At 63.1% G+C, this 17274-nt stretch carries 19 protein-coding genes; 10 read left to right on the top strand and 9 right to left on the bottom strand.

Annotated elements, in window-relative coordinates; translation table 11 throughout:
• Positions 1 to 11 precede the first annotated feature (11 nt).
• From F3H98_RS00535 to F3H98_RS00545, 3 genes are read left to right on the top strand one after another with little or no spacing between them, the layout of a single operon-like run.
• On the top strand, positions 12 to 1184 hold the full coding sequence (locus F3H98_RS00535) for a mandelate racemase/muconate lactonizing enzyme family protein (protein ID WP_149758302.1): 1173 nt from the start codon (positions 12 to 14) through the stop codon (positions 1182 to 1184).
• On the top strand, positions 1181 to 1891 hold the full coding sequence (locus F3H98_RS00540; protein ID WP_149757209.1) for a FadR/GntR family transcriptional regulator: 711 nt from the start codon (positions 1181 to 1183) through the stop codon (positions 1889 to 1891). Before F3H98_RS00535 ends, F3H98_RS00540 begins: the two co-directional genes overlap by 4 nt.
• Positions 1884 to 2864, top strand: coding sequence for a hydroxyacid dehydrogenase (locus F3H98_RS00545; protein ID WP_149757211.1), 981 nt, complete (start codon positions 1884 to 1886; stop codon positions 2862 to 2864). Before F3H98_RS00540 ends, F3H98_RS00545 begins: the two co-directional genes overlap by 8 nt.
• On the opposite strand, the gene F3H98_RS00550 is transcribed toward F3H98_RS00545, so the two are convergent.
• A complete protein-coding gene (locus F3H98_RS00550; RefSeq protein ID WP_149758304.1) occupies positions 2861 to 4159 on the bottom strand; it encodes an amidase in 1299 nt (432 codons plus the stop codon). The genes F3H98_RS00545 and F3H98_RS00550 overlap by 4 nt on opposite strands.
• Positions 4160 to 4583: 424 nt before the next feature.
• On the opposite strand from F3H98_RS00550, the gene F3H98_RS00555 reads away from it, so the two are divergent.
• The 5 genes from F3H98_RS00555 to F3H98_RS00575 are packed head-to-tail and all read left to right on the top strand — an operon-like array spanning position 4584 to position 6964.
• Complete coding sequence (locus F3H98_RS00555) at positions 4584 to 4772, top strand: hypothetical protein (RefSeq protein WP_149757213.1); 189 nt, start codon at positions 4584 to 4586, stop codon at positions 4770 to 4772.
• A gap of 26 nt (positions 4773 to 4798) precedes the next feature.
• A complete protein-coding gene (locus tag F3H98_RS00560; protein ID WP_149757215.1) occupies positions 4799 to 5023 on the top strand; it encodes a hypothetical protein in 225 nt (74 codons plus the stop codon).
• Positions 5020 to 5535: a hypothetical protein gene (locus tag F3H98_RS00565; protein WP_149757217.1), complete on the top strand. Its 516-nt coding sequence runs from the start codon at positions 5020 to 5022 to the stop codon at positions 5533 to 5535. The genes F3H98_RS00560 and F3H98_RS00565 overlap by 4 nt, the downstream gene beginning before the upstream one ends.
• Positions 5532 to 6476 carry a 4-hydroxy-tetrahydrodipicolinate synthase gene (gene dapA / locus F3H98_RS00570; protein ID WP_149757219.1) on the top strand — a complete coding sequence of 315 codons (945 nt, stop codon included), beginning with the start codon at positions 5532 to 5534 and terminating at the stop codon, positions 6474 to 6476. Before F3H98_RS00565 ends, dapA begins: the two co-directional genes overlap by 4 nt.
• Positions 6477 to 6496: 20 nt before the next feature.
• On the top strand, positions 6497 to 6964 hold the full coding sequence (locus F3H98_RS00575) for a PTS sugar transporter subunit IIA (RefSeq protein WP_149757221.1): 468 nt from the start codon (positions 6497 to 6499) through the stop codon (positions 6962 to 6964).
• Positions 6965 to 7057: 93 nt separating this feature from the next.
• Here the strand turns inward: F3H98_RS00575 and F3H98_RS00580 are convergent, their stop codons facing one another.
• The 8 genes from F3H98_RS00580 to F3H98_RS00615 all read right to left on the bottom strand — a co-directional run bounded on the left by F3H98_RS00580 (position 7058) and on the right by F3H98_RS00615 (position 15069).
• The gene (locus F3H98_RS00580) at positions 7058 to 8023 is read right to left on the bottom strand and encodes a magnesium transporter CorA family protein (RefSeq protein ID WP_149757223.1); all 966 of its coding nucleotides are present in this window, start codon (positions 8021 to 8023) and stop codon (positions 7058 to 7060) included.
• Positions 8024 to 8419: 396 nt separating this feature from the next.
• Positions 8420 to 9496, bottom strand: a complete 1077-nt coding sequence (locus F3H98_RS00585; protein ID WP_149757225.1) for an ABC transporter ATP-binding protein — start codon at positions 9494 to 9496, stop codon at positions 8420 to 8422.
• 2 nt (positions 9497 to 9498) lie between these two features.
• Positions 9499 to 10608, bottom strand: a complete 1110-nt coding sequence (locus tag F3H98_RS00590; protein WP_149757227.1) for an ABC transporter ATP-binding protein — start codon at positions 10606 to 10608, stop codon at positions 9499 to 9501.
• Positions 10605 to 10814 carry a hypothetical protein gene (locus tag F3H98_RS00595; protein ID WP_149757229.1) on the bottom strand — a complete coding sequence of 70 codons (210 nt, stop codon included), beginning with the start codon at positions 10812 to 10814 and terminating at the stop codon, positions 10605 to 10607. Before F3H98_RS00595 ends, F3H98_RS00590 begins: the two co-directional genes overlap by 4 nt.
• The gene (locus F3H98_RS00600) at positions 10811 to 11770 is read right to left on the bottom strand and encodes a carbohydrate ABC transporter permease (protein ID WP_149757231.1); all 960 of its coding nucleotides are present in this window, start codon (positions 11768 to 11770) and stop codon (positions 10811 to 10813) included. The genes F3H98_RS00595 and F3H98_RS00600 overlap by 4 nt, the downstream gene beginning before the upstream one ends.
• Before the next feature lies 1 nt (position 11771).
• The gene (locus F3H98_RS00605) at positions 11772 to 12677 is read right to left on the bottom strand and encodes a carbohydrate ABC transporter permease (RefSeq protein WP_149757233.1); all 906 of its coding nucleotides are present in this window, start codon (positions 12675 to 12677) and stop codon (positions 11772 to 11774) included.
• Between the two features lie 67 nt (positions 12678 to 12744).
• Positions 12745 to 14055, bottom strand: a complete 1311-nt coding sequence (locus tag F3H98_RS00610) for an ABC transporter substrate-binding protein (RefSeq protein WP_149757235.1) — start codon at positions 14053 to 14055, stop codon at positions 12745 to 12747.
• Positions 14056 to 14430: 375 nt separating this feature from the next.
• Positions 14431 to 15069: a TetR/AcrR family transcriptional regulator gene (locus F3H98_RS00615; RefSeq protein ID WP_188130291.1), complete on the bottom strand. Its 639-nt coding sequence runs from the start codon at positions 15067 to 15069 to the stop codon at positions 14431 to 14433.
• Positions 15070 to 15178: 109 nt separating this feature from the next.
• Between F3H98_RS00615 and F3H98_RS00620 the strand changes: the two genes are divergently transcribed.
• Positions 15179 to 16372: a Tm-1-like ATP-binding domain-containing protein gene (locus tag F3H98_RS00620; protein WP_149757237.1), complete on the top strand. Its 1194-nt coding sequence runs from the start codon at positions 15179 to 15181 to the stop codon at positions 16370 to 16372.
• A gap of 10 nt (positions 16373 to 16382) precedes the next feature.
• Positions 16383 to 17234: a phosphoenolpyruvate hydrolase family protein gene (locus F3H98_RS00625; RefSeq protein ID WP_149757239.1), complete on the top strand. Its 852-nt coding sequence runs from the start codon at positions 16383 to 16385 to the stop codon at positions 17232 to 17234.
• The last annotated feature ends 40 nt before the right edge of the window (positions 17235 to 17274 follow it).

Raw genomic sequence — 17274 nt, forward strand, 5'->3', positions numbered from 1 at the left:
CGGACTTGCCGATGCGCATCAGCCGGGTTGAAGCCTGGTGGGTACGTGTCCCCATCGAGACCGGCCAACAGCACAGAAGCGATTTCGGCCAGGTAACCACCTTCGACGCGGCAATCCTGCGTATCGAGACGGCAGATGGCATCGTTGGCTGGGGCGAGGGAAAGAACGCCGCCGGCAGCGCCGGCACCTACGGCGCGCTGGTGCATCTCCTTAATCGGGAGATCGCTCCCCTGCTGATCGGCCGTGATGCGCGCGACATCAATGGCATCTGGGAAATGCTCTATAACGGCGTACGGCACAAGCGCGCCGCCGCCGCTGGCCACGCCCTCCCGCAACTTGCGCGCCGCGGCCTCACGGTGGCGGCAATCAGCGCCGTCGACATCGCGCTGTGGGACATTTTCGGCAAGTCGCTGGGCGTGCCGGTGTGGCAATTGCTCGGCGGACGCAAGGCCGAACGCATGCCCGCCTATGCATCGGGCGGCTGGGCGCCGGCGGAAGAGATCGGCGAACAGTTGCAGTCCTACATCGACCGGGGCGGCTTCACGGCTGTGAAGATGCGGATCGGCGCAATGGACGGCGCGCCGCAAATGTCAGCTGCCCGTGTCAGGGCGGCGCGCGAGGCCCTCGGGCCCGAGGTCGGCCTGATGGTCGACGCGCACGGCACCTACACCGTGGCCGATGCCAAGCGCTTTGCCCACCTCGTCGCCGATTGCGACCTCGCCTGGTTCGAGGAGCCGGTGATAGCCGACGACAAGCAGGGTATGGCGGAACTGCGCGCCGCCTGCAGCATTCCGATCGCCGCCGGCGAAAGCGAGGCGACGCGGTTTGCCTTCCGCGACCTGGCGCTGCTCAAGGCCGCTGACATTTTCCAGCCAGATCTCGGGTTCTGCGGCGGCATCAGCGAAGCGATGAAAATCGCCGCCCTCGCCTCGGCCTTCAACCTTCGGCTTGCCCCGCATCTTTGGGCAGGCGCGCCGGCTTTCTTTGCCGGCCTGCATGTCGCGGCGGCCTCGCCTTCGAGCTTCATCATCGAATATTCGCTCGGCGCCAACCCGATGCTGCACGACCTCATCGAAGAGACGATCGATCCGAAAGACGGTATGATAGCGATTCCCGACGGCCCGGGCCTTGGCATCACCGTCTCGGAAAAGTTCCTCGCGGCGTACGCACTGAACGATAGATGACAGAAAAGAACCTTCTTGCCGAACTCGCATCCTATCTGTTCTCCTTCTCGGATTCGCAGACGGGACGCACGCCGTCGGAGCGTGAGCTGGCCGAACATTTCGCCGTGAGCCGCGGCCAGATCCGCGAGGCGCTGGCGATCCTGGAAGCCATGCACATCGTCGAGCGACGTGCGAAATCCGGCATCTACCTCACTACCCGCGAAGCGAGCGTCGAGGCGTTGGCGCTGTTCGCCAGGGCCGGGCTGCCGCTCGACCCGGTGCGCATCTACGAGATCGTCGAGATCAGAAAGATCCACGAGATCAAGGCAGCCGAACTCGCCTGCAGCCGCGCCACCGAAGAAAACTACGAGCGGCTGCGCGAAATCCTGGCCGAATCGGAAAAGAAGGTGGCAGCCAGCAAGCCTATCGCCGAGGAGGATCGGGAATTCCACCTTGAGATCGTGCGGGCGACCAAGAACACGATGTTCCACCAGATTTGCACCGCCTACTACGTGCTCGGCGAAGGTCGCCTGCCGGTGTATTTTTCCGACCCTGAACGCGGGCGGAAATCGCATGCCGAGCACCTGCAGATTTTCGATGCGCTGCTGCGCCGTGACGGCAATCTCGCCCAGGCGCTGATGAGCGCCCACCTCCAGGGGGCGGAAAGCTACTGGAAGGGCCTTATCGAGACAGCGGGCGAAGCGGCAGCCGACTTCGAAAATGCCTGACCAGCCGAAAATCCTGTCGACGCATGTGCTGCACCCCGCCGCCGAAGCCATGCTTGCCGGCGTCGGCGAACTTGCCGTCGCGTCCGCCCTCGATGCCGCGACGCTGACGCGGGAGGCCGGGGACGCCGATATCGTCATCGTGCGGGCGCCGATGCCGCCCGAACTGTTTTCCGCGCAGCGCCGGCTGAAGATGGCCGTCCGCCATGGCGCCGGGCTCGACTGGATACCGATGGAGGCGGCGACCGAAGCCGGCGTGCTGGTTGCCAACGTGCCGGGCGTCAATGCGCGCACGGTTGCCGAGCACGTGTTGTTCGGCGCGATGGCGGTGCTGCGCCGCTTCCGCCAGGTCGACCGTGACTTGCGGCAGCACGGCTGGCTGGCCGGCCGTGAACATTCCGTTCGCGCCGGAGAGCTGGGCGGCAAGACCATCGGCATCGTCGGCATGGGCAATATCGGGCGTCACCTCGTATCCATCGCCCGCGACGGTTTTGGCATGACCGTCATCGCCAACAGCCGCACGCCCGAAAGCCTGCCGGCCGGCATTGCGTTCCGCACACTCGACGCACTGATGGCCGAGAGCGACATCGTCGCCATATGCTGTCCGCTGACGCCGCAAACCAGCGGCATGATCGATGCTCGTCGTATCGCTCTGATGAAGCCGGCGGCGGTGATCGTCAATGTCGCGCGCGGCCCGATCATCGTCGACGACGCACTGATCGCGGCGTTGCGCGACGACAGGATCGGCGGCGCGGCGCTTGATGTCTTCGCCACCCAGCCCTTGCCGCCGGACCACCCCTATTTCGGCTTTGACAACGTCGTCGTCACCCCCCACATGGCCGGCATCACCGAAGAAAGCATGATGCGCATGGGCACGGGTGCGGCCGCGGAAACGCTGCGCGTGCTTGCGGGAGAATTGCCGGTGAACCTGCGCAACCCCGAGGTGGTCGAGCGCTACCGGGCGCGGTTTTTCTAGCTGGCGAGCACCACCTCGACCGCGGCCGCGATTTCGAGCAGCCGGCGATCCCAGCCATTGCGGCCAAACAGCATCAACCCGGACGGCAGCGGGGTTCCCGGTATCGGCAGCGAGATCGACGTCAGATCGAACTGGTTGGCCACCTGCGGGTTGCGCAGCAGCATCCCGTCGGTTCGGTTCCAAAGCGCGTCGTCGGCAAGCAGCGGTGCGATCGGCGGCGCCAGCATCGGCACGGTCGGCAGCGCCAGCACGTCGACAGCCTGCAGCCGCTCGTCCATGCGTGCGGCGAGCGCAGTGCGTGTGCGCATCAGCCCGATATAATGTGCCGCCGTGGCAGCCAGCCGGCGCGTCAGCGGACCGGAAACGTGCGGATCGACGGCCGCCACCTTTTGCGCATCGGCGAGCCAGCCGGAATGGATTTCCGCCGCCTCGATGCCGGCCAGCGAACCAGCCTTCGTCGCAGCGTTCATTTCGCCGACGAGATCGTCGATCACATGGTCGGCAAGCCGCGCTCCGGCAGCTTCTAGTGTTTTCAGGCTGCGCTCGAATGCTTCGGCGACGGCCGGTTCGAGTTCCTGAAGTAGCCGCCCTTGTGGGATCCCGATCCTGAGCCCGGCAATCGGCCGCGGCGCCAGCGGCGCGAAATCCTCGCCGGCCATCACCGCATCGGCGGCAGCGCAGTCGGCGACCGTGCGCGCCAGCGGACCGATCGAATCGAGCGTCGCGGAGAGCGGGAAGCAGCCGGCCAGTGGAACCCGGCGCGCCGTCGGCTTGAAACCGAGGACGCCGTTCAGCGCGGCGGGAATGCGCACCGAGCCGCCGGTGTCTGAGCCGATGGCGATGTCCGAGGTGCCTTCGGCAGCCGAGACCCCTGCCCCCGACGAAGAACCGCCGGGAATGCGCTGCGCATCGACGGCATTCGGCGGCGTACCGTAGTGCGGGTTGGTGCCGACCGCCGAGAAGGCGAATTCGGTCATCGCCGTCTTGCCGACGATGACGGCGCCAGCGCGGCGCAGGCGTTGGACAATCACAGCATCTTCGGCTGCCGGCGCCGCATCGCGGCGGATGATCGAGCCGGCCAGCGTGGGCTCGCCGGCAACGTCGAACAAATCCTTGATGGAGACGATCTTTCCGTCGAGCGGCCCGAGCGATCCGCCTGCCTTGACGCGTGCATCGGCGGCATCGGCAGCCGCCCGCGCACTCTCGGCGTAAAGTTTGGTGAAGACGCGCTCGTCATCGGCACGGGAATCAAGGCGCGCGAGGATTTCTTCGAGGCGGTCGCGGGCGGGTTTCAGCATTGCGGTCTCTGATTGTGGGAGCGGGGAGTCCCAGTGTCGTGATTTCGAAGTTCGCATGACTTCAATATCGCGCTCCAAGCGAACTTCGAAATCAAAACGACACTAGAAATCAATAAGTTGCTAGTGTCCTTTCCATTCTGAAATTCGTACAGCCACCTGATATCGAATTCATGCGAATTTCAAAATCGGGACACTAGCCGCCGCCGCCCGGCGGCTGTGAAAGTCCCTCCCAATCCATCCCGGTCGGCAAGTCGTTTCACGGCCCGCCGCAGTCAGCGTCTCCTTATGAGATTTTTACTTCTTGGCGATTCCGCCCGCCTCGAATCCTGATTTACGGACTTCTATTTTCCTTCCCGCAGCCGGCCTTACGCCGATTGCCTGGTCGTCGGCTCAGTCCGACGCTCAACGAAAGGAAACTGAAATGTACCGCAATCCCGGGTTCGACATGTCCAGCCACGCTTCGGTTCGGGCCGCTTCCGACGCATCGGAGGCAAGGTCCGCCGACCGGCAGGTGCCAGGCATGACCCCGCCATTCATGTTCAGCCGCTTGTTTTCCGTTACTGGCGTTCTGCTTGCCGCGATGGTCGTGGTCACCCTGATCTTGGGCTGATTACGATTTCGCGAAGGAGAATGAACATGCGCACTTCGTCCCTGATTAGTGAAGCCCCGTCCCCCGTCCACCGTTTCGTGGTGGGACTTGACGGAGAAGGTCATTGGATTGCCCGCGACGAAACCGGCCTGACCGGCGGCGTCTTTGCCGACCGGTCCGCGGCAATCCATTTCGCCGAGACACAATGCAATCACCGGGAAGGCGCTATCCGGTTGGCGCCCGCCAACGCCCGGCTTTCGCTGTTCAATTGAACCGTCATCGCGAAACCGTACGCATCACGCCTGGCTCGCCGCGCTTCCGCGACGCGCCGGGCGAGGCGATGCCGGCCATGCAAAGACCCGACGAGAGCGAAATCGCGACGCTTGCCGAGCGTATCGTGCATGCCCGCATTTTGCGCGAGCACCATGTCTGGGAGGCGGTGCGCTGTCTGTCGATCGACACGCGGGACCGCCGCTCCGGCACCGCACGGCGTTTCGTCGAACGAATGGAGGCGGACGCCCTGCTCGACGCCGCCATGCTTCTGGTCATGCTATCGGTGCAAGAACGCACCATAGACGGCATCGGCCATGCTGGCGGGTGCTGGACCTGCAGCATCGGCCGCCCGGCCGCGGGCAAGCAAGCACCCGCGAGAGCGACTTCCGCCAAGCACGCCGATCAGGCAGCCGCCATCGTGCTTTCGTTGATCCTCTCCCATCTGCCATCCCGACGCTGCGCGGGACCCGAAATCCCGGCGCGCAAGACAAACTGGAGACTAGCCTCATGACCCCGAAGCAAGCCGCAACGCGCCTCAGGGGCGCGATGGCCGCCCTGCCCACCCCTTTTCGCGGCGGCGAAGTGGACCTCGAAGGACTGGCCAGGCTTGTCCGCTGGCAGCTGGAGCAAGGCGTCGACGGCATCGTGCCCTGCGGCACCACGGGCGAAGCGCCGACGCTATCCTGGGAAGAACGTTTGGCGATCCTGCGATGCTGCATCGGGATCGTCCGCGGCAAGGTGCCGGTCATCGCCGGCACGGGAACCAACAACACCGAAGCCACCATCGCCTTCACCGCCGCGGCCGAGGCGTTCGGCGCCGACGCGGCCCTGATCGTCACGCCCTACTATAACAAGCCCAGCCAGGAGGGCATTTTCCGCCACTACGAAGCGATCGCCAGCAAGGTGAATATCCCAATTGTCGTCTACAATGTTCCGTCGCGAACCGGCGTCGACCTCTTGCCCGAAACCGTCGCGCGGCTGGCACAGATCCCGACGATTGTCGGGATCAAGGACGCCACCGGCGATCTCGACCGGCCGTCCGCGATCTCCCGGCAGGCCGGCAACGACTTTCTGCAGTTCTCGGGGCATGACGCCACCGCCTTCGGCTTCAACACCATGGGCGGCGTTGGTACGATTTCCGTCGTCGCCAATGTCGCGCCGCGGCTGTGCGCCGACATGCACAATGCCTGCCGCAGGGGCGATCATCATACGGCGCGCGCCATCCAGCATCACTTGAGGCCGCTGATCGCGGCGCTGGAACTGGAAAGCAATCCGGTCCCGGTGAAGTATGCGCTGCATCTGCTGCTCGGCCTCTCGCCGGACGTCCGCTTGCCACTGGTCCCGGCAACAACCGCCACCCAACAGGCGGTGCAGGTGGCGTTGCTGGCGCTGTCGCAAGACGAGAGCGATGCCGCTCAGGCAAAACGTGCCGCAGCGGGCGGACGGTGGTAGTGCCGCCGGGATCGCCTCGCATGGACATTCATGCCGTATTCGCTCGCGACGACATCCGCCTCGGCGTCGAAGCGCTGACAAAGCCGAACCTTTTGCGTCACTTGGCCAGGCACGCCGCCGAAAGAACCAGCCTCCCTGCCGCCACGGTTCTCACCGCGCTCGCCGCCCGCGAGAAACTCGGTTCGACCGGGTTGGGGGATGGCATCGCCATTCCCCACGCACGGCTTGCCGGGCTGCAGAGGCCGTTCGGCCTGGCTATCCGGCTCAAGGAGCCATGCGATTTCGAAGCAATGGACGGTGAGCCGGTCGATCTGGTTGTCCTTCTCCTGGTCCCACCGACCATGAACTCTGAGCACCTGACGATTCTCTCACGAGTGGCGCGAACCCTGCGCGACCCAGTTATCGCGTCGCAGTTGCGGCGGGCACCGGACAGGGCTGCATTCCTCGAGCGGCTGAAGGGAGAAGGGTCTCGTGAACGAGCCATATGAAAGCAAGCCTCCCATCAAGTCTCCTCTCGTCAGTTGGCTGGTTGTGTTGATAGCCTTTTCGGCTGTCTTCACCATAGCGTCGTTCTTTCAACCTTAGATCCATCCCATCCGCCGGAAAATCCATGCTGGCAATACGGCCGACATGATCATTAGACCAACCGCGAATGGATAGCCGAAGAACCACTTCAATTCCGGCATATGCTCGAAATTCATCCCATAGTTCGAGGCAATCAGTGTCGGCGGAAGGAAGATGACCGCAGCTACCGAAACGATCTTGATGATGTTGCTTTGCTCGATGCCGATCATGCCAAGCGTTGCGTCAAGCATAAAGATGATCTTCTGCGACAGTGCAGTGGCGTGATCCCCAAGCGACTGAATATCTTGGCCGAGCGTCTTTACTCGGCGGCGGACCTCGTCTTCCCCTTCCGCACGAGCAGCTTGCTCAAGAAACAGACTTACCCTGTGCATGGTCTGCAGACTTTCTTGGATGTTGGAAATCAGCGATTCCTTGCGGCCGATGCGCCGTAGAATAATTTGAAAGCCCCGCTCTCGCCGTCGCACACGCTTTTCAGAGGGGTGGAAGATATCCTTGCCGATATCCACGATTTCATGACCGGCGCGTTCAAGGACGTCCGCAAGGCGATCCACGATGTTTTCAAGCAAACCGGCTAGGATGGACTCGGCGTTCTTGCAATCGAGGTCTGCTTGTTCGGCTCGTTCCGGAAAATTCTTGAACGCACTTGGTTCGTGGTAGCGTACGGTCACTAACCGGTCGTGCGCCAGGACAAAGGTCACCGGCATCATGATTGGGTGGTCGCCGTCAGCGTTTTCCGGAAGCGTGGCGGTCATGTAGAAGCAGCCATTTTCCGTATATAGACGCGATGAAATCTCTATTTCCTGCATCTCCTCGCGGGTCGGAATGGCAATGTGGAAGAGGTCCTCAGTGACCGCCTCTTCCTGTTTGGTTGGGTTGAGCAGGTCGATCCAGATTGGATGCGCGCCAGCCGTCAACGGCCTTTCGAGCAACCTGTTGTCATCGTTGAAATACGCTTTAAGCATCTTGTTCTCCTTGGCACCAACATCTGCAACCGTGGACGGATTGGAGGCGGGGGAGCAGGGTAAGCCCGGCGATTGTTGGACACCACAGTTCGGCGCCAGAAGGGCACTACAAACAAGATCTTAAGGGGGTTATTCCTCGATTGCGCTCCGGCCCATGGCATACGATTTTCCGTCGTCGCCAATGTTGCGCCCCGACTTTGTACCGAAATGCACGACGCCCGCACGCTTCGCGATCCGAAAGTCGCCGCCGAACTCCGGCGCGCGCCCGACCGGACGATATTCCACGCCAGGTTCAACGCAAAAACAGGCTTCGGAACAACTCGTTGACCTCGGCCAACCGACCGACCCTCGTGATGGTACAGCGTCGCCGCGACCGGCGGTCCGACGCCGCTGGCCTCAGGCGCTGTGCCTGAGGCTCACGCCGGTGCTCTTGTCGAACAGCACCACCTTGTTCTCGTTCCAGGCGAAGCGCACGGCATCCTCGATGGCGACGGAAGTCTGCGCCGGCACGGTGGCGCGCAGCGTGGCATCGCCGACGCGCAAGGTCAGTATTTTCTCGACGCCGTGGTTTTCCACGTCGTGGACGCGTGCCTCGACCGGCGCGCCGGCCTGCAGAAAGACGTCCTCCGGCCGTATGCCGAAGGTCAGCGCGCGGCCATCGGTGTTCCTGGCCGCCGCCGCATAGGGCAGCTCGAAGTTAATCGGGTTCATCACGGCGCGGCCGGAGACCAGCTTGCCGTCGAGCAGGTTCATCGGCGGCGAGCCGACGAAACTCGCGACGAAGGTGTCGCGCGGGTTGTTGTATATCTCCTGCGGCGTACCCGTCTGCACCAGCCGGCCGTGGTTCAGCACTCCCACCTTGTCGCCCATTGACATGGCCTCGATCTGGTCGTGGGTGACGAACAGGAAGGTCTGGCCGAGCGTCATCTGGATGTTTTTGAGCTCGGTTCTCAGCGCCTCCCGCAGCTTGGCGTCGAGCGCCGACAGCGGCTCGTCCATCAGGAACACACGCGGCTTGCGCACGATCGCACGGCCGATCGAGACGCGCTGCATCTCGCCGCCCGAGAGCCGGTCGGTCTTGCGGTCGAGCAGATGCTCGATGCGCAAGGTTTTCGCCACCCGGTCGACGCGCGTCTTGATCTCGGCCGGTTCGATGCGGCGGATTTTTGGCTTCAGCGGGAATTCGAGATTCTCGCGCACTGTATAGCGCGGGTAGAGCGAATATTGCTGCAGCACCAGCGCCACATCGCGCTCGGCCGCACTCCAGTCGGCGACATCGGCGCCGTCGATGAAGATCTGTCCCTCGTCCGGTTTTTCCAGCCCCGCGATAAGGCGCAGCGTCGTCGTCTTGCCCGCACCCGTTTCGCCCAGAAGGACAAAAAACTCGCCGTCGGCGATGTCGAGGTCGAGATTCCTCAGCGCTGTATGGGCGCCGAATTTCTTGGTGATGTTTTTCAGCTGGATATGGGCCATTGTTAAAGTCGAACCCCCAGCGAATTGCCGCTTTCCGTGTCGAAGAAATGCGCCTGTGCCGGGTCGAGCCGGGCAAAGACGCGGTCGCCGGCCTTGCCGACGAAACCGGAACGTGTGCGCGCGCGAAGCATCTGCTGGCCGACCTTGAGGTCGACGATATCGTAGGAGCCGAGCGGCTCTATGATATGCGCCTCCACCGGCAGGTAGCCGTCGGCGGCCTCGCGCGAAACCAGTACGCCTTCAGGCCGGATGCCGAGCGCCAGCCGTCCCCGCGCGGCGTTCGCGGCGTCGAGCTGGCCGACCAGCGCACCCGGAAAGCGGAAGCCGTCGGCGGCTCCGTCGACGGTGACCTTGGCGCCGGAGCCATTCATGGCGACCGACGCGCTGGCGACGTTCATCACCGGCGAACCGACGAATTGCGCGACGAAGAGGTTGGCCGGGTGGGTGTAGACCTCCGAGGGGCTTCCCACCTGCTGCAACACGCCTTCGTGCATGATGACGATGCGGTCGGCGAGGCTCATCGCCTCGATCTGGTCGTGGGTGACGTAGATGGTGGTCGAGCCCTGCTTGACATGCAGCCGCTTGATCTCGGCGCGCATCTCTTCGCGCAGCTTGGCGTCGAGCGCTCCGATCGGCTCGTCCATCAGCATCGCCTTCGGCCGGCGTACCAGCGCACGGCCGATCGCCACACGCTGCATGTCGCCACCCGACAGCGCCGACGGCTTCTTGTCGACGAGGTCGGTGATCTGCAGCACCTTGGCGACCGAACGCACTTCGGCGTCGATTTCCGCCCTGCTCTTGCGCATGGCCCGCAGCGGAAAGGCGATGTTCTCGTAGACCGTCATGTGCGGATAGAGCGAGAACGACTGGAACACCATGGCGATGTCGCGGTCGGCCGCCTTCAGGTGCTGCACCGGCTGGCCGTCAATCAGGATGTCGCCTTCGTCGATCGTCTCCAGCCCGGCGATGGCGCGCAGGGTCGTCGTCTTGCCGCAGCCCGACTGACCGAGCAGGACGATGAACTCGTTGTCATCTATTTTGAGATTGAGGTCCTTGATGACCTGGACGGCGCCGAAGAATTTCTGGACGCCCCGAAGCTCGATCTGGGTCATGAGTGACCGTCTCTTTCGGTTGCGCCGGTCGCCTTCTGGTTTGGCCGCGGTCCCACCCAGCCAGTGATCATGAACGTCAAAAGGCCGGCAATGATGATCGTCAGCCCATAGCGGTGCAGGAAGAAATTCCACGGCTGGCAGAGCGCGATGATGCCGAGCACCATGACGATTTCGGCCGTGCGCTGGACGGTGGCGTGGCGGATCATTTGCGGATCGCTCCGAACGACATGCCGCGCAGCAGGTGGTTACGCAGCAGGAATGTGAAGATGGCGACCGGCAGCAGGAACAGGAAGGTGCCTGCGGCGATGACCGTCCAGTCCGGCAGGCCCGAACCGACCTGGCTCGGGATGAACGGCGGCGCGGTCTGGGCGCGGCGGTTGGTCATGATCAGCGCGAAGGCGTATTCGTTCCACGCGGTAATGAAGCAGAACACCGCCGTCGCAGCGATGCCGGTTGCGGCCTCCGGCAGCACCACCTTGAAGAAGGCCTGGATGCGCGTGTAGCCGTCGACCAGCGCCGCCTCCTCGTATTCCTTGGGAATCTCGTCCATGAACCCCTTCATCAGCCACACCGAGAACGACAGGTTGAAGGCGGTGTAGAGGATGATCAGGCCCCAATGCGTGTCGTTGAGGCCGACGGCGCGGTACATCAGGAACATCGGGATCGCCACCACCACGGGCGGCAGCATGCGTGTCGACAGGATGAAGAAGAGCAGGTCCTGCTCCCCCTTCACCTTGAAGCGCGAAAAGCCGTAGGCGGTGAAGGTGCCCATGCCGACGGCGAGGATGGTCGAGCTGATCGCCACGATCAGCGAGTTCATGAAGCGGTTAGGGTAACCCGACCACTGCACCTCGCCCCTGCCCGAGCGCACCACCTTTTCGCCGCCGTCGAACACCAGGCGTTCCCACCACGGCGCGGCTGCATATTCCTCGGGCGTCGGTGCGGTGCGCAGTTGCGAGCGCTTGGTGAAGAGTTTGACGAAGGGCGAAATTTCGGGCGTGAACACCACGGTCGGCGGCACCGTGGTGGCCAGGTTGCGCGGCTTGAACGCCGTCGAGGCGATCCAGTAGATCGGCGCCAGGAAGATCACTGTGACGATCAGCACGGCGACGATGGCGAGCTTGTTGAGCGAACGCTCGGTGGTGGTGGTGACGGCTGCCATCCTAGCGCTCCTTCACCTTGTTCAGGTATTTGACGTAGATGTTGGTGATGGCCAACACCATGATCAGCACGATGTAGGCCAGCGCGCAGGACCGGCCGGTCTGCCATTCCTGGAACGCCATCTTGTAGAGCCGGATCGAGATGACCTCGGTGGTGGGTTGCGTCGACAGCACGTAGGCCAGGTCAAACGTCTTGAACGCCTCCATGGTGCGGAAGATGATCGCGATCATCAGGATCGGCGCGACCAGCGGCAGTGTGATGCGGAAGAAAGTGTAGAACGATCCGGCGCGGTCGATCGCGGCGGCTTCGTAAAGGTGCTTCGGCACCGCCGACAGGCCGGCGAGCGACAGCAGCATCACGAAAGGCGACCACATCCAGATATCTGTCAGCGCCACGGCGTAGAGTGCCATGTCGGCGTTGCCGACCCACTCGAAATTGCCCAGGCCCAGCACATAGTTGATGATGCCGAACGACGGATCGTAGAGCAGCTTCCAGAACAGGCCGACGACGGCCATGGACAGCATCATCGGCAGGAGCAGCAGCGTGGTGAGCAGCCCCTTGAACGGGATGTCGCGGTTCAGCAGCATCGCCGTGCCGAAACCGACCACGACCTGCCCAACGACCGACACGATCACGTACTTCGCCGTGACCGCGAAGTTGTTCCAGATATAGGGGTCGTTGAGCAGCTCGCGGTAGTTCTGCAGCCCGACGAAGTTCGCAGCGGCGTTGGTCGAGGCGCGGAAGTCGGTGAAGGAGTAACCGAGCGAATAGATCAGCGGAAAGATGTTGAAGACGATCAGGAACAGGATCGTCGGGATGATGAAAAGATTTCGGATGGTGATGTCGCTCCATCCTCGCGCTGCGGCGCGCGATCGTGGGTCGAGGGTGGTGAGCGCCGCGGTCGCCAAAACGTCGTTCCTTGTCTCCGAAAACAAAAGGAGGGGGCATTCACGCCCCCTCCATGGGCAGGCCCTGCTATTTCAGCCGGCCGTACTTCTTGAAAGTGCCCGTCCAGTCCGCAGCCAACGCATCAAGCGTTTCCTTGGCCGTTCCCTCGCCGTTGACGATGTACGGATAGACCCGCTGGTTGAGCTGCGTCAGCAACTCGGCGTACTCCGGTACCGCCCAGAAATCCTTCACCTTGAACATCGTCTCGTAGAAGGCCTTGTTGTAGGGGGTGGCATTCTGGAATTCGGCCGATTCAAGCACCGCCTTGTTGCAGGTGTAGCCGCCGAGCTCGGCCCACTTCTTCTGCGTCTCGTCCTTGATGAACCACTGCAGGAACTTGAAGGCCTCCTCCTGGTTCTGCGAATAGGAGACGATCGAGATGCCCTGGCCGCCGAGCGCGGCGAACTGGTCGCCGCCGGGACCTGCCGGGTTGGCGAAGAAGCCGGTGCTCTTGGCGTTGGGATTGGACGCTTCATTGACCAGCGCCGGGAAGAAGGCGAAGTAGTTCATGCTCATCGCCGCCAGGTTTTCGGTGATCGCCTGGTTATTTTCGACGAAGAAGGCGTTGGTCCAGCCGGGCGGGGTGAACTCGACCAGCTTGCGGTAGTTTTCCAGCGCCGCAACCGCCTTGTCGGAATTCACGATACCCTCGACCTGGTATGTCGAGAAATCGCCGAGTTCCGCGCCGTAAGAGAACAGCGCGTTCTCGACCCCCATCGCCATGCCGTCATACTGGTTCTGGGTGTAGACCGCGATGCCGTAGCGCTTCTGGTCGGGGCGGTGGAAGAACTCGGCGATGTCGGTGAGTTCCTTCCAGGTCTTTGGCGGAGCGAGGTCATAGCCATATTTGGCCTTGAACGCCTCCATCTCCTTGGGGTCCTCAAACCAGTCCTTGCGGTAGGACCAGCCGACGGCGTCGCCCTCGGTCGGTATCGACCAGTATTTGCCGCTGTTGCCAGGGTATTCAGAATAGAACTTCACGGTGGCCGGAGCCATCGTATCGAGTACCTTGTTGTCCTTCACGAACTGGGTGAGGTCGACATAGTGGCCGGCTTCAGAGGCCGCGCCAAGCCATTGGGAATCGCCGACGACCATGTCGTAGGCGCTGCCCTTGGCGTTGAATTCGGTGAAGGCCTTGGTCTGGAAATCTGACCATGGCGTCGTCTCGACGGTAACCTTGACGCCGGTCTCGGCCTCGTACTGGTTGACGAGTTCCTGCAGATAGTTGGCCGGATCCCATTCCGCCCAGAAGATGGTGAGTTCCTGCGCGAAAGCCGACGTCGAATAGGCAAGCGACAGGCCAATGCCGGCGAGGATGCCGGTAAGTTTCTTGCGCATTATCAGTTCCTCCCTGTTTGCGCGTCATTCCCGTTCATCGCGCGGACCAAGCTTTCCGCCTTGATGACCCTGCTTGCGCAGGTCTTCCGATCGTCCCGGGTGCCGGTCTCCTCCCTGCATTCCGGGGCGATTTTTCATGAACCGGGCGGCTTTGCCGCCGGTCCTCGCCGCAATTCAGCGCGTTTCAATCTGGTAGTACCAATCTGCAATTCCGGTCAAGGACAAACTTGGCCGCGTTCCCGCCGCAATCCGCCACCAATGAACCCAACCACAGAATTGACTCTTCTGTAATCGTTTGCAAGACCCTTTTCGACCCTACGAAGCCCATCCGACTGCCATGTTTTGGTCCTACCAGTTTGCCGGCAGCAGATCGCATCAGCTTTTGTCCGCCTCCGCCTCCGCCGCCGCCATCAGGGCGTTGGCCGCCCACAGCACGACCTCTCGCGCCTCCTCGGCGCTACCGCCCCAGATATCCTTGATCACGATCAGCGCTTCGATGCCGAAAAGCAGCGACAGCGCCTTGCCGAGGCGGTCGAGCCCGGCCTCCGGGATCCTTCCGCGCAGTGGGGCCACGGCGTCGCGCAGCAAATCGATGCGGTGGCCTCGGGTAAACTGCGGCTCACTGCCCTGCGTGCCTGCCTGGCGCTGCGCCCATTGGTCGAGCGACAGCTTCAAAGCGGCGCGGAAAGTCGCCTCGAAAGCGTCGATACGCGGCAGCGAACTGCTGAGAAGGTCACCGACGCGCTCCGTCGCCTCCACCGAAGCGGACTTCCAGTCGAGGATGGGCCCGAGCGCCTCGTCGACCACCGCCTGAACGAGCGCCGCCTGGCTAGGGAAATAGCGGTAGGCCGTGGCGCGCGACACTCCGGCGGCCTCCGCCACGTCGCTGACCGACGGCACGATGCCGCCCTGCATGAGCTGCACTGCCGTATCAAGCATCAGCCGCGCGGTGCGTGCCCGCGCGCCGCGCTCTTCGGCTTCGACTGGTGTTTGCTCTTGATTTGAGACGGCCATATCAATATGATACGCTCGTCTCAAAAAACTGCAATGCCCTTCAGCATCAATTTTCGGCTGGGTCGCCGCTGATCTCCGGCGGGGCAGAAAGATACGGCGGGAGGACGCCATGAAACGGATCTATGTGGCCGGCACCGCCGACACCAAGGGCGAGGAACTGGCTTTCCTGGCCGACACGATCGCCGCCACGGGCGCGGCCGTCGTACGCGTCGATGTCGGCACGCGCGGCGCCGTCGTGCCGGTCGATATCGCCGCGAGGGAAGTCGCCGCGTACCGTCCGCAGGGGACGTCGGCGGTGCTCGTCACCAACGATCGCGGCGCCGCCGTCACTGCAATGGGCGAGGCATTTGCCGGTTTCATCGAAAGCCGCGACGATATTGCCGGCATCATCGGCATCGGCGGCGGCGGCGGCACCTCGATCATCACAGCCGGCATGCGGCGACTGCCGCTGGGTGTGCCGAAAATCATGGTGTCGACGCTGGCGTCGGGCGATGTGGCTCCGTATGTCGATGTTTCCGACATCGTCATGATGCCGTCGGTGACGGACATGGCCGGCCTCAACCGGCTCTCCCGTGTCGTCCTTCACAATGCGGCCCAGGCAATCGCCGGCATGGCCGGAACCCCTGCCCCGGCGGCTGCCGGCAAGCCGGCGCTCGGGCTTACCATGTTCGGCGTCACCACGCCCTGTGTGACGGCCATCGCCGACGAATTGCGCGCCGACTACGACTGCCTGGTGTTCCACGCCACTGGCACCGGCGGGCGCTCGATGGAAAAGCTCGCCGACAGCCGTCTCATCTCCGGCATCATCGACATCACCACGACAGAAGTCTGCGACCTGCTCTTCGGCGGTGTGCTGCCTGCCACGGAGGACCGTTTCGGCGCCATTGCGCGCACGAAAATTCCCTATGTCGGCTCGGTCGGCGCGCTCGACATGGTCAATTTCTGGGCGCCCGAAACGATTCCGGAAAAGTACAGGGAGCGTCTGTTCTACCGGCACAATCCGAATGTCACGCTGATGCGCACGACCACCGTGGAATGCCGCGCCATCGGCGAATGGATCGGCAACCGGCTGAATGCCTGCCAGGGACCGCTGCGTTTCCTCATCCCGGAAAAGGGCGTTTCCGCGCTCGATATCGAGGGCAGCGCCTTCTTCGACCCGGAAGCCGACGCCGCACTGTTTGCAGCAATCGAAACGACGCTCGAGCCGGCGCCCAACCGCCGCATCGAGCGGCTGCCGCTCCACATCAACGACCCGCAATTCGCCAAGGCAGCGGTCGCGGCGTTCCATGAGATCGCAAGGTAAAGGACGGAAAATGCCTGCAATTCCGCGCAAGGACATTTTGGAAAAATTCCACGCCATGATTTCCCAGGGCGTGCCGATAATCGGCGGCGGCGCCGGCACCGGCCTTTCCGCCAAGGCCGAGGAAGCCGGCGGCATCGACCTGATCATCATCTACAATTCCGGCCGCTACCGCATGGCCGGGCGCGGCTCGGCGGCCGGGCTGCTCGCCTATGGCAACGCCAACGAGATCGTCCGCGAGATGGCGGTGGAGGTGCTGCCCGTGGTGAAGAAAACGCCGGTGCTGGCCGGGGTCAACGGCACCGATCCGTTTATCCTGATGCCGCATTTCCTGGCCGAACTGAAGGATATCGGCTTTTCCGGCGTGCAGAATTTCCCCACCATCGGCCTGTTCGACGGCCATATGCGGCAAAGCTTCGAAGAAACGGGCATGGGATACGGACTGGAGGTCGACATGATCGCCGAAGCCAACAGGCTCGACCTTCTGACCACGCCCTACGTTTTCAATCCTGACGAGGCCCGCGCCATGACCAAGGCCGGCGCCGATATCATAGTCGCCCATATGGGCGTCACCACCGGCGGCTCCATTGGCGCCACCTCAGCCAAATCGCTGGACGATTGCGTGAAGGAGATCGACGCCATCGCCGACGCCGCGCGTTCGGTGCGCAAGGACGTGATCCTGCTTTGCCACGGCGGGCCGATCTCGATGCCCGGCGACGCGGAATACATTCTTGCCCGCAGCTCAGGCCTGCATGGTTTCTACGGCGCGTCGAGCATGGAGCGGCTGCCAGCCGAAGCGGCGATCCGCGACCAGACAGCGCATTTCAAGAGCCTGACCCTGATGCCGGCGGCCAACCGGAACTGAAAACGGCCAGATTGGCAATCGACGACTGCGAAGAGGAGGA

Origin of the sequence: Neomesorhizobium albiziae (assembly GCF_900114255.1) — a bacterium.
Lineage (GTDB): Bacteria > Pseudomonadota > Alphaproteobacteria > Rhizobiales > Rhizobiaceae > Neomesorhizobium > Neomesorhizobium albiziae.

Excerpts from the sequence above, each read along its gene's own strand:
- F3H98_RS00560 (WP_149757215.1), top strand. The coding sequence starts at position 4,799 with ATGCGCACTTCGTCCCTGATTAGTGAAGCCCCGTCCCCCGTCCACCGT.
- F3H98_RS00540 (WP_149757209.1), top strand. The coding sequence starts at position 1,181 with ATGACAGAAAAGAACCTTCTTGCCGAACTCGCATCCTATCTGTTCTCC.
- F3H98_RS00590 (WP_149757227.1), bottom strand. The coding sequence starts at position 10,608 with ATGACCCAGATCGAGCTTCGGGGCGTCCAGAAATTCTTCGGCGCCGTC.
- dapA (WP_149757219.1), top strand. The coding sequence starts at position 5,532 with ATGACCCCGAAGCAAGCCGCAACGCGCCTCAGGGGCGCGATGGCCGCC.
- F3H98_RS00545 (WP_149757211.1), top strand. The coding sequence starts at position 1,884 with ATGCCTGACCAGCCGAAAATCCTGTCGACGCATGTGCTGCACCCCGCC.
- F3H98_RS00575 (WP_149757221.1), top strand. The coding sequence starts at position 6,497 with ATGGACATTCATGCCGTATTCGCTCGCGACGACATCCGCCTCGGCGTC.
- F3H98_RS00595 (WP_149757229.1), bottom strand. The coding sequence starts at position 10,814 with ATGATCCGCCACGCCACCGTCCAGCGCACGGCCGAAATCGTCATGGTG.
- F3H98_RS00585 (WP_149757225.1), bottom strand. The coding sequence starts at position 9,496 with ATGGCCCATATCCAGCTGAAAAACATCACCAAGAAATTCGGCGCCCAT.
- F3H98_RS00535 (WP_149758302.1), top strand. The coding sequence starts at position 12 with ATGCGCATCAGCCGGGTTGAAGCCTGGTGGGTACGTGTCCCCATCGAG.
- F3H98_RS00620 (WP_149757237.1), top strand. The coding sequence starts at position 15,179 with ATGAAACGGATCTATGTGGCCGGCACCGCCGACACCAAGGGCGAGGAA.
- F3H98_RS00555 (WP_149757213.1), top strand. The coding sequence starts at position 4,584 with ATGTACCGCAATCCCGGGTTCGACATGTCCAGCCACGCTTCGGTTCGG.
- F3H98_RS00625 (WP_149757239.1), top strand. The coding sequence starts at position 16,383 with ATGCCTGCAATTCCGCGCAAGGACATTTTGGAAAAATTCCACGCCATG.
- F3H98_RS00600 (WP_149757231.1), bottom strand. The coding sequence starts at position 11,770 with ATGGCAGCCGTCACCACCACCACCGAGCGTTCGCTCAACAAGCTCGCC.
- F3H98_RS00615 (WP_188130291.1), bottom strand. The coding sequence starts at position 15,069 with ATGGCCGTCTCAAATCAAGAGCAAACACCAGTCGAAGCCGAAGAGCGC.
- F3H98_RS00580 (WP_149757223.1), bottom strand. The coding sequence starts at position 8,023 with ATGCTTAAAGCGTATTTCAACGATGACAACAGGTTGCTCGAAAGGCCG.
- F3H98_RS00610 (WP_149757235.1), bottom strand. The coding sequence starts at position 14,055 with ATGCGCAAGAAACTTACCGGCATCCTCGCCGGCATTGGCCTGTCGCTT.